An 11,398-nucleotide genomic window follows, 5' to 3' on the forward strand; every position below is an offset into this window, starting at 1 on the left:
GCGGTCCACCCCGAGAACGCCCCCGCCGGGGCCCACCACAGCGTCGGCGGCGGCGCGGGCGCCGCGGGACCGATGCCGGGCGCAACGATCGACCGGCTGCTGGCGCTGGGGCCACGGGCGCGCTTCGTTCGCGGCAACGCTGACCGGGAGATGGTCGCCGCCTGGGATCGGCGAGGCGGCGGTCGCGACCCGGGGACGGCGTCGCCGCTGGAGCACACTGCCGCCTGGGCCGCCGAGCGCCTCACCCGGGCGCAGCGCGACTTCCTGGCGTCGTTCGAGGAGCAGGTGGTGATCAAGATCGAGGGGCTGGGCACCGTCCGCTTCTGCCACGGCTCCCCGCGCGGCGACGAGGAGATCATCACCGTCGCCACCCCCGGCACGCGCCTCCGGGCCATCCTGACCGGCGTCGGCGAGGACGTGGTCGTCTGCGGCCACACGCACATGCAGTTCGAACGCTGGCAGCACGGGACGCACGTGGTCAATGCCGGGAGCGTCGGCATGCCGTACGAGGGTGTTCCCGGCGCCTACTGGGTCATCTTGGGACCGCGCGTCGAGTTCCGCCGCACGCCATACGACGCGGAACGCGCCGCCGCGCAGATCCGCGCCACCGGCTTCCCGGGCGTCGAGGAGTTCGTACGTGGCAACATCCTCGCCCCGCCGTTCCCCATCGAGGCGGTCACGGTCTTCGAGGGCCGGAGCGGCACGGCCCCGGCGGGCGTTTGACGGCGCGGTGGCACGTGCCCGGGGATGGGTGGCGCGAGGATCTCCGCGCCGTGGCACGGGCCGGACAGCGAACACCGTATCGCCGGGCCGTGAGTCATGCCCCATCCCAGCCGGCTTTCATTTTGAGCCCGGCGGCTTGAGTCCCGGGCACGGGGTGACCGCGCTCACCCTCCGAACGCGCCTAACACCCGAGCCCCCGGCACATCCCGCCACGTGCATCCCATTCACCTGCCGTTCCTACCTACATCCGGCGGAATCGCGCGAGCGTGGCCGGGCCCCAGAGGAGCGTGACGGTCGCGGCCGTGGCGACCGTAAGCGGAGTGGTGATCATCGGGTCGTAGAGGCCGCCGTTGATCTCCATGAGCTGCCAGCCGACGTTGTCGGAGGTGTGCAGCAGCGCCGCTGCCAGGACGCTGCGCTCGGTGTTGTTGTAGGCCCAGGCGATCAGCACCCGCAGCGCGACCGCGCCGGACCGGTGCCAGGCGATCCAGCCGAGCGAATGCCCGCCCTGCAGGTCCGCCACGAGGTGGAACGCCGCCCAGACCAGGCCCAGGATGATCGCCGCCCCCAGCGCGCCCCAGCGGGCCTGCAGGGGATCGGTCGCGTAGCCCATCCAGCCGATCTCCTCCGCCAGGGCAGCGATGAGGAGCACGACGAAGAGCGCCAGGAGCGTCCCGAGCGGGAACTGGAGGCCGGGGAGCGGGCGACCCAGCAGGCGCTGGATGCCGTAGGCCAGCAGGTAGATCGCCGGCATCAGCAGCAGGATCGGGAGGTACCAGACCGGAGCGATTCCACGCGGGCTGACGGCGTGCGCCAGCAGCCGGCGGACATCGGCTCCCCCGCCCGCACGGTAGACCAGGATCACCGCGGCCAGGAAGGGGCAGACGAGCTGGAGCGCGCTGAGCGGCAACCCGATGAGCGCGCCCTCCGGCGTGGGGATCCACGCGCCGAGCAGCCAGAAGGGAACCGAGAGCGCGAACGTCAGCAGGAAGAAGGCGAGGGGTGATCGCGGCGCCGTCATGGGCGTGCCCGCACCGGTTCCGGCACCTTTTCCAGGCGCGGGAGGCGCGCGCCAAGGACGATCAGGATGAGGCCGGCCAGCACGACCGGCGCGAAGGCCAGCACCGGCCGGTTGAACTGGTCCCAGAGCCAGCCGCCGAAGAGCGGCCCGACGAAGGCCACCCCGTAGTTGATCGTGAGCGTGGCGCCCGTCAGCCGCGCCACCTCGCCCGGCCCTGCCAGGAGCGGGGGCAACGCCGTGCCGAGCACCAGCACCGCGACGGAGGAGGCGCCGAGGACGGCAACCCAGATGGGCTGCCAGGAGAGGGGTGTGCTCGTCAGGCCGATGATCGCGCCGATGCCGACCACGCCGACGGTGATGAAGGGCCAGCGCTCCCCGGCGAGCCGCTGGGCGACGAGCGTGAGCGCCAGGCTGACCGGGAGCTGCGCCCCGTTGAGGACCGTCAGGGCGAGTGCGGTGACGTCGCCGTGGCCCAGGGCCTCGTTGTAGGGCGGGATCCAACTGTTCATGGTGAAGTAGATCACCGCGCCGCCGCTGGAGACCAGCCCGAGGTGCCAGGCACGCACCCGCGGCCGGGCCGCCCCGCTCCGTGACGATACCGCGAGTTGTGGCTCATCCACCGTCCGGGATGGGCGTGGACGCACCGGCTCGGCGGCTGGAGCCAGCACGTGCCAGAGGAGGATCACCGGGATGACCGTCAGGCCCCAGGCGACAAACGAGGCACGCCAGGCCCCTTCCCCGAGCCAGCCGAGCAGCAGCGGGCCGGTCGCGGCGACAGCCAGCACCTCGCCGGCGATGATGCCATCGGTGTAGAGCGCGGCGGCCAGCCCGATGTGGCGCGGGAACCAGGCGCGCACCAGTACCGGCACGGCCGTCTGGGACAGGGCGATCCCGAGGCTCAGCACCGCGGTGAAGAGATAGAGGAGTACGACGCTGGCGAAGGGCGCCCGTAGGAGCGCGCCGGCCGCGAGGAGCACGAGCCCGATGGTGACCGCGCGCCGCCCGCCGATGCGTTCGATGACGCGCCCCGACGCCCAGGCGGCCCCGCCCATCATCAGCACCGGCAGCCCGGTCAGCAGGCCGGTCGCGGTGTACGACAGGCCCAGGTCGCGCTGGATGAGCGGGAGGACCGGCGGCACGCCCAGGAGGACCGTGCGGAGAGTCACCCCGACGAGGAAGACGAGGCCCAGGAGCGCGAACCACCGCCACCCACGCCGGTTGCTCTCCGTGGCGGCCTCCGGATCGCGAGCGTCCATGCGCCTCCCCTCCCATTGATACGCACCCACGTGAGTCGAGTACGTGAGCCGAGGCGGTCGTCGTCCTCGATCGCTAGCATACCGCCTCGGCACGGCGACGGGATGTGCGTGGTCGCTCGCCCCCTGGGGCGACGGTCCGCCTGCCCGCATCCCGGCGCCGCGAGTGGGGCCGCGCGAGGCTTACCAGGGGTGCCGGCACCCGTGCGGGCACCAGGAGTGAGGGCACACCGAGGGTATGGGATCCGCAGCGGACCTGCCAGCGCGGGAAGCTGGAGCGGGGGGGAGCGACGGTGCCGGGTGCTCAGCGACCGAGGCGCTCCCGGTAGGCGTGGAGGTCGTCGCGGTGCGCCTGGTAGTGCTCGTAGGTGCAGCCGGCGATGACGTCGCGCGGGATGGTCTTGCCTGCCTCGCGGGCCTCCTGCAGCGCCAGCAGGAGCGCCATATGCGTGTCGTGCAGCTCGCTCCAGACGCGTTCGAGCGGCCAGTCGGCGCGGAGCGCCGCTTCCCGTGCGTTGCGCCGCTGCCAATGCGGTTCGCCAGGGCGACGGGCCGGCTCCCCGGCCAGAATCCGCCGCACCCGCGCGGCGGCCTCGCCGTCCCAGAACGCGATATGCCCGAGCAGGTCCTTGACCGACCACGCCCCGACCGCGCCGGGCGCGAGCACGTGTTCCTCCGGGATGCCTTCGAGCGCCGCCAGCAGCTCCCGCCAGTGCGTCTCAATCCGTTCGATCAGGCCGTTCCCAGCGTGCATGTTCTGCTTCTCCTCTGCCGGGGCGCTGGCCCCCTTCGCATCTAACCAGCGTATCGCTTATAGCAGGTTATTCCCGTCCAGTCAAGCGGCAGATGGAGGCGGGTGTGGCGCTACCCACGTGACACGCGTTCGGGCGGATTGGCACGGATTTTTCATTGACATCCCATGCGGAGGCCGGTAGACTGAGGTGCGAATAGGACTTATTCTCAACTGGGCACGGCACCCTCGGTCGCCCGCCCGGACGCAACGGCGGAGAGCATGAGAGAACGAACGATTCCTGTCGAGCTTGACGGTAACGGCGCGCACTGCGCCGATGTGTTGCTCGATACCCTGCTGCAGCACCAAGGTATCGGCGCCGTCGAGCTCGATGCCGACCGGCGCGCCCTACGCATCCGCTACAACCCGGACGTCATCTCCCTGGCGACGGTCGAGCGGCTGGCCGACCGGATCGGGGTGCAGATCGGCGAGCGCTACCAGCGCTGCGTGTTCGCCATGAACGGGGTTTCCTGCCGCGGCTGCGGCAGTGTCATCGAGCGGCGCCTGCACGGGCGGAACGACATCATCTGGACCAGCGCCAACCCGGCCAGCCGCCGGCTGGCCGTCGAGTACGCCGGCACCCGGGAGCGCCTGCCGGAGATCACCCGAACGATCGAAGACGCCGGGGTGCATGTGCGCGGCCAGGTGGTCCCGCCGGCGCCCGCGCGGCAGCAGGAGGAGGACGAGGAGAGCTGGTGGGACCGCTACCACCTGGTGGTCGCCACCGTCGCCACGCTCGTCTTCCTTTCTAGCGGCTGGCTGCTCGGCCGCTTCGGCCTAATCTCGGACGCGGTGCAGATCGGCTTCTACGTGCTGACCTACATCGCGGGGGGCTTCTACGCCACACGCCAGGCGATCGCGTCGCTCCGCCAGCGCCACGTCGACATCGACCTGCTGATGGTCACCGCCGCGATCGGCGCCGCGACCATCGGCGGCTGGGTCGAGGGCGGCATCCTGCTCTTCCTCTTCTCGCTGGGCAACACGCTGGAGCACTACGCACTCGGCCGCACCCACCGCGCGATCCGGGCTCTGATGGAGTTGAGCCCCGAGGACGCGCTGGTCGTGCGCGACGGACAGGAACAGCGCATCCCGGTCGACGAACTCGTCATCGGCGACACCGTCATCGTCAAGCCGAGCGAGCGCATCCCGGCCGACGGCCGGGTCATCAGCGGCGAGTCGGCGGTGGACCAGTCGCCGATCACCGGCGAGTCGATCCCGGTCGGCAAGGGACCGGGCGATCAGGTCTTCGCCGGGACGATCAACGGCCACGGGCTGCTGCGGGTCCGCGTCGAGCGCCTGGCGCAGGAGAGCACCCTGGCTAAGATCATCCGCATCGTGGAGGAGGCGCGGAGCCAGAAGTCGCGCACCCAGCGCTTCACCGACGCCTTCGAGGGGACCTACGCCATCGGCGTCATCGTCGCCTCGGCGCTGGCGGTGATCATCCCGGTCGTCTTCTTCGGGCAGGACTTCCACGACATGTTCTACCGGGCGATGACGCTGCTGGTGGTAGCCTCGCCCTGCGCCCTGGTCATCTCGACGCCGGCCTCGATCCTCTCGGCGCTGGCCAACGGCGCCCGCCAGGGCATCCTCTTCAAGGGAGCCGTCCATCTGGAGAACGTCGGCGTCGTCGACACCGTCGCCTTCGACAAGACCGGCACGTTGACGATCGGCCGCCCGCGCGTGACGGACGTCATCACCTGCGAGGGCGTCGACGAGCGGGAGATGCTGATGCTGGCGGCGGCCGTCGAGCGGCTGTCGGAGCACCCGCTCGGCCTGGCAGTGGTGCAGTATGCCGAGGAGCGCGACATCCCGGCGCTGGATGACCGGGAGATCACCGACCTCCAGTCGGTCCCCGGACGGGGCGTCCGCGCCACGGTGCGTGGCCGGACCCTGCGGATCGGCAACGAAGCGCTCCTCGAAGGCGAGGGGGTGACCCTGCCGGATGAGCTGCGGCGGCAGGGGGATGCGCTGCGCGAGCAGGGCAAGACCCTGATGTTCGTCGCCGGCGATCGCGCGCTGGGCGTGATCGCGGTGGCCGACGTCATCCGCCCGGTCGTCCCGTCGGTCATCGAGGACCTGCATCGCCTCGGCGTGAAGCGGACGATCATCCTGACCGGGGACAACGAGCGCGCGGCGCGGGCCATCGCGCGGCAGGTCGGCATCGACGAGTGGCGCGCCGGGCTGCTGCCGGAGGAGAAGCTCACCGTCATCCGCGAGATGCAGCGCAATGGGGAGATGGTGGTCATGGTCGGCGACGGCGTGAACGACGCCCCGGCCCTGGCCACGGCGGACATCGGCATCGCCATGGGTACGGCCGGCACGGACGTGGCTCTGGAGACATCCGACATCGTGCTGATGGCGGACGACCTGACCAAGCTCCCCTACGCGATCGAGCTGAGCCGCCAGGCCCGCCGGGTCATCCGGCAGAACCTCACCTTCGCACTGACGGTGATCGTGGTCCTGGTGATCGCCACCCTCATGGGTCAGGTGCCGCTGCCGCTCGGCGTCGTCGGCCACGAGGGGAGCACGATCATCGTGGTGCTCAACGGCCTGCGCCTGTTACGCTTCCGCAAGCCAGCACTGCACGCCGCTGCCGTCCGGACCGCTCCGGTTCCGGCGGACTAACCGTTACCGGGCGATCGCGCCCGGCATCACCTCCTCCACTCCCGCCCGCGGCAGAAGCCCCGGGCGGGGATTGCCCGGCAGGAAGCTGTTCCCCTCACCCCCTGCCCCCTCTCCCACAAGGGGAGAGGGGACAGACGGCTTCTCACTCTGCCGCGATCCTTCCAGGTTAGTAATTAACAGCCGGTTAGTTAGTGTGTTGCTTTTCATCTTCGGTCCCTAGCGTGGACCGTGGTGCAATCGCACCGTGCGGGTAGGGAGTCATCGGACAACGCAGGGATCGGAGGAGTGCCATGGGGTACCGTCCCACCCCAACCTGGCGCCGTCTGGCGTCCATCATCGCGCTGCTTGGCTTGATGGGTGCGCTGCTGCCCCTCGCCGGCGCATCGGCTCAGCCCACCATCACCGTCGTCGCGGAGGGGCTCAACAACCCGCGAGGGTTGACCTTCGGCCTCGACGGTGCGCTCTACGTCGCCGAAGCCGGGAGCGGCGGCGACGGTGCCTGCCGCCAGGGAGCGGAAGGCGACACCGAATGCTACGGGGCAACCGGTGCCATCACCCGCATCACGGACGACGAACAGGAGCGCATCGTGAGCGACCTCCCCTCGCTGGCCGCAGAGGGCGGCGGCTTCGCGACCGGCCCGACCGACGTGGTGCCGCTGGCGGAGAACGTGACCGCGGTCGTGGTCGGCTGGGGCGGTCCGCCGGACGGTCGCACGGCCCTCGGCCCGGAGGGCGCGCTCTTCGGGCGGCTGGTCCTCACCGGCCCCGATGAGGAGTGGAACGCGGGGCCGGACATCACCGCCTACGAGGCGGCTGCCAACCCTGACGGCGATATCGTCGATTCGAACCCGTACGCCCTGGTGCCCGGTTCCTCGGAGGTCTTCGTCGTCGATGCCGGAGGGAACAGCCTGTTGTCAGTCGGGGTCCAGGGGGAGATTCAGACGGTGGCCGTCTTCCCCTCGCGGATGGTCGATGCCCCGCCGGATCTGGGGTTGCCACCGGGCACGCAGATCCCGATGCAGGCCGTGCCGGACGCGGTCACGTACGGCCCGGACGGCGCCCTCTATGTCGGCGAGCTCACCGGCTTCCCCTTCGTGCAGGGGGCGGCCCGCGTTTGGCGCGTCGTACCTGGTGAAGAGCCGCAGGTCTTCGCCGAAGGCTTCACCAACATCATCGACCTGGTGTTCGCGCCGGACGGCAGCCTGTTCGTGCTCGAGATCGCGCGGGACGGGCTCCTGGCCAGCGAGGCGACCGGCGAACTGCCGGCCGGAGCGCTGATCCAGGTGGCGCCCGATGGGACGCAGACCGAGATCGCCAGCGAGGGCCTCGTCGCCCCGACCGGCGTGGCACTCGGCCCCGACGGCGCGATCTACGTGTCCAACTATGGCGTCTTGGCTGGGATGGGCCAGGTGATCCACATCACCCCGTAGCCCCTACCCAGGCCGGGGCGAAGCAGAACGGCCGCGGGGGTGGAGTTCTCCTCCCCCGCAGCCGTTCGCGACCGCGCGACTAGCGCGCCGCGCGGGACGCACTCCACCCGAACGATTCCCCCGGCTCGGGCACGGCCGCGGGGAGCGAGACGACGTAGGCCGTTTCGATCCCGGGGATCGTCACGATCTCGGCCAGCGCCGCCTCCGGGATGATGTCGTCCACATTGAGCACCATGATCGCTTGCCCGCCCCGCTCATGCCGGCCGACCTGCATCCCGGCGATGTTCACGTTGTAGCGGCCGAGGATCGTGCCGACGCGGCCGACGATGCCGGGGCGATCCCAGTGGCGCGTGATGAGCAGGTCGCCCGCCAGCGGCCGCTCCAGCGAGAAGCGGTCGATCTCCATGATGCCCGCCTCGCTGCGGTCCCAACGGACCGTGACCCGATGTGGGTCGTCGCCGTCGACCTCGAAGGCGAACTCGGGCACCAGCGCGGGGTCGGCATTCCCGGAAACGATGTGGACGTCCAGGCCGAGGTCCCGGGCGACGAGCCGGGCATTGACCGGCGTGACGCGCCGGTCGGTCCAGCGGCGCAGCGCCTCGGCCAGCGCGGCCGCCGTCACCCGCTCCGTCACGTCGAGCGGCACCGCCCCCTGCACGATGACCTCCAGCCGTTCCGGCCGCGCCGACCGCAGCACCGAGAGGAGCCGCCCGGCCGCGGAGGCCACGCGCGTCAGCCGCTGCAACTCCGGTCCCTGGAGCGAGGCCGGCGGCAGGTTGACGGCGTTCGGCACCGCCTCGCCCCGCAGCGCGGCCAGCGTCGTCGTGCTGATCATCTCGCCGACCGCTGCCAGCGCCTCGCGGCTCGACCCGCCGATGTGCGGCGTCAGGACCACGTTGGGCAGGCCGAAGAGCGGGCTGGTGTGGGCCGGCTCATTGGGGAAGACATCGACCCCGGCTGCCGCCACCCGCCCCGTGCGGAGCGCTTCCGCCAGGGCCTCCTGATCCACCACCTCACCCCGCGCGCAGTTGAGCACGATCGCCCCCGGCTTCAGCCGGGCGATCGCGTCGGCGTCGAGCATGTTGATCGTCTCCGCCGTGGCCGGGACGTGGAAGGTGACCACGTCCGCCTCGGCCAGCAGCCGCTCGTACGGCACCGGCTCGACCCCCAACTGCTGGAAGCGCTCGCGGGCGATGTAGGGATCGTAACCGATCAGGCGGGTCTCGAAAGCGCGTAGCCGCTGGGCCACGACCGAGCCGACCCGCCCCAGGCCGACGATCCCGATCGTCTTCCCCTGCAGGTCGAACGGCTTGAACCGCTTGCGCTCCCAGCGCCCGGCGTGGACCGCGGCGTTGGCATCCGGGATCTGGCGGGTGAGCGCCAGCAGCAGCGCAATGGTGTGCTCCCCGGCCGAGACGGCGTTGGCGCCCGGGGCGTTGAGCACGAGGATCCCGGCCTCGGTCGCGCCTTGGACGTCGATGTTGTCCACGCCCGTGCCCGCCCGGGCCACAACTCGGAGCGAGGGGCCGGCGGCCAGCACCTCCCGCGTGACCTGCGTCTCGCTGCGCACGATCAGCGCGTCGGCGTCGCGCAGTGCGGCTTTGAGGGCCGCCACATCTTGTCCATCGACATCGATCAACTCCGCCTCGCGCGCCAGCCGCTCGCGGGCGGCAGCGTCGATCACGTCACTAATGACGATCCTGTAGCGAATGGGACTGCTCTCCTCTTCGTCCTCGTCGTCCGGTGCTCCGAGCAACCGCTCCCAGGCCGCCGCCAGGTCGGGCACCCGCTCGATCAGGGGCGACTCCCCCGCCGGTTTCGGGTCGGTCGTCAGCAGCAGGCAGCGGATGCCGGCCGCGGCGTAGGCCGTCGCATGCCGCACGCTGTCCTCGACGGCATGGGTCACGCCCAGCGCGCGGGCGACCGCGACCTTGTCATCGGCGAACCGGATGGCGCAGGCCGGGAAGCCGTGCTCCTGCAGCCACGCCTCCGTCGTCGCCCGCGCCTCGTCAGGGCGCGCGGTCAGGATCAGCACGTTCTCCGTGCCGAGCGCCGCCCGGGCGGCCTCGACGAAGCGGCGCCCCTTCGGCGCCGGTCGCAGCCGCCGGGCCGGGCCATCCGGCCCGTACACCCAGCGCCGGATCTCAAGCGGCACGTTGCAACCCGCCGAGTCCACGAAGGCGTGCAGCGGCAGCGTCAGCCCAAAGGTCTCGTTGGCAGCGTGGGCAAGAATCCGGGGATGCTCGGTCAGAACACCATCGAGATCAAGCGCGAGTCGGATCACGTCGTTCACCGGGGACCTCCAGCCGCAGCGTTCTCTCCAGCACCGTCACGTCACTCCCACTGGAAGAACGACTGGGACTACTGGAGCCCCGGCGCGAAGAACTCGACCACCAGCGCCCGAGCGAGGCCGTCGACATGGCCGCGGCTGCGAAACGCAAGCTGGTCGTCATCGTTCTTCTCCGACTCCACTCCGCCGGATGACGGATACCGCCCTCGCGGGCCGCCCCGGCTCTACCAAACAGCAATACGCCCTGAGTATAGCCCCTCACCGTGCCGCAGGAAAGTCCCGCCACATGAACACGACACCCGCCAAAGTTAAGAAGATGCTCAGATACCAAGGGAGATGGATGCGGATTCGGACAAGAACCCGACACTCCATGAACAACCCTGGCGGACGGCGCGCGGAGAACACCACCCCGGCGACCGACAGCGCACTCCTAACACGCCGCACACCGCCCGTGGTAGACTTGGCCGCATGACTATCACCAGATTGGACCATATCAGCGTCGTCGTTGACGACCTCGCAAGTGCAACCGCGTTCTTCGCCGCACTCGGCATGACGGTCGAAGGCGAGATGCGGGTCGAGGGCCCGTGGGTGGACCGCGTTAACGCGATCGACGACATCCAGATCGACATCGTGATGATGCGGACCCCGGACGGGGAGGGGCGGCTTGAACTGACGAAGTTCCACAACCCGGACCTGGTCGCGGTCGAACCGGCGATCGCGCCACCGAACGCGCCGGGCCTCCGAAGCGTCATGTTCACCGTCGACAGCGTCGTCGACGCTGTCGCCCGCCTGCGTGCCCTCGGCGCCGAACTCATCGGCGAGGTGGTCCAGTACGAGGACATGTACCGCCTCTGCTACATGCGAGGCCCGGCGGGCATCATCGTCGCCCTGGCCGAGGAACTCGCCTGACCCACCCGCCGCGGTGAGTCACGGACGGCGGCCGGCTCCCGCACCGCGGGCTGTGCACCGAGGTGCGGAGCGGGCGTGGCTGCCTGCGCGATGAACGGATCCGACACCGTGATTCGGCCCCGGGCATGCGCCGAGCGCGTACACCATGTTGTTCGTCAAACTCCATAACCCCTGGGCACGGACCACGCGTGGGGATCCTCGCACCGCCCATCCCATGTCCGGACGACGATGTGACACCAACCCCGGCGCGGGGCTGGGGCCGCGCGATAGCACAGCGGCGGCTGGGGCGGCCGCACGCAAAAGCGTGCCCCCCCGCGGCAGCCGGCTGGCCCCGGGCGCCCCCCCGCAAGGGGCGGT

At 70.7% G+C, this 11,398-nt stretch carries 8 protein-coding genes; 4 read left to right on the plus strand and 4 right to left on the minus strand.

The features are described from left to right. On the plus strand, positions 1 to 723 hold a 723-nt coding region (locus IRZ30_RS12070), incomplete at its 5' end, for a metallophosphoesterase family protein (RefSeq protein ID WP_294085440.1). 241 nt (positions 724 to 964) lie between these two features. On the opposite strand, the gene IRZ30_RS12075 is transcribed toward IRZ30_RS12070, so the two are convergent. The 3 genes from IRZ30_RS12075 to IRZ30_RS12085 form a co-directional block, all read right to left on the minus strand. Beyond that, on the minus strand, positions 965 to 1,744 hold the full coding sequence (locus IRZ30_RS12075) for a CPBP family intramembrane glutamic endopeptidase (RefSeq protein ID WP_294085441.1): 780 nt from the start codon (positions 1,742 to 1,744) through the stop codon (positions 965 to 967). Continuing rightward, complete coding sequence (locus IRZ30_RS12080; protein ID WP_294085442.1) at positions 1,741 to 3,000, minus strand: CynX/NimT family MFS transporter; 1,260 nt, start codon at positions 2,998 to 3,000, stop codon at positions 1,741 to 1,743. Before IRZ30_RS12080 ends, IRZ30_RS12075 begins: the two co-directional genes overlap by 4 nt. Positions 3,001 to 3,301: 301 nt before the next feature. Continuing rightward, on the minus strand, positions 3,302 to 3,751 hold the full coding sequence (locus tag IRZ30_RS12085; RefSeq protein ID WP_294085443.1) for a DinB family protein: 450 nt from the start codon (positions 3,749 to 3,751) through the stop codon (positions 3,302 to 3,304). A 258-nt stretch (positions 3,752 to 4,009) separates the two neighbouring features. On the opposite strand from IRZ30_RS12085, the gene IRZ30_RS12090 reads away from it, so the two are divergent. Together IRZ30_RS12090 and IRZ30_RS12095 are read left to right on the plus strand one after the other, a co-directional pair. After that, complete coding sequence (locus IRZ30_RS12090; RefSeq protein ID WP_294085444.1) at positions 4,010 to 6,412, plus strand: heavy metal translocating P-type ATPase; 2,403 nt, start codon at positions 4,010 to 4,012, stop codon at positions 6,410 to 6,412. Between the two features lie 290 nt (positions 6,413 to 6,702). Beyond that, on the plus strand, positions 6,703 to 7,842 hold the full coding sequence (locus IRZ30_RS12095; RefSeq protein ID WP_294085446.1) for a ScyD/ScyE family protein: 1,140 nt from the start codon (positions 6,703 to 6,705) through the stop codon (positions 7,840 to 7,842). Between the two features lie 79 nt (positions 7,843 to 7,921). Here IRZ30_RS12095 and serA read toward each other — a convergent pair whose 3' ends face one another. Then, on the minus strand, positions 7,922 to 10,135 hold the full coding sequence (gene serA / locus IRZ30_RS12100; RefSeq protein ID WP_294085448.1) for a phosphoglycerate dehydrogenase: 2,214 nt from the start codon (positions 10,133 to 10,135) through the stop codon (positions 7,922 to 7,924). Positions 10,136 to 10,600: 465 nt separating this feature from the next. On the opposite strand from serA, the gene IRZ30_RS12105 reads away from it, so the two are divergent. Continuing rightward, positions 10,601 to 11,041, plus strand: coding sequence for a VOC family protein (locus IRZ30_RS12105; protein WP_294085450.1), 441 nt, complete (start codon positions 10,601 to 10,603; stop codon positions 11,039 to 11,041). The last annotated feature ends 357 nt before the right edge of the window (positions 11,042 to 11,398 follow it).

The organism is Sphaerobacter sp. (genome assembly GCF_019683595.1).
Classification (GTDB): Bacteria; Chloroflexota; Chloroflexia; order Thermomicrobiales; family Thermomicrobiaceae; genus Sphaerobacter.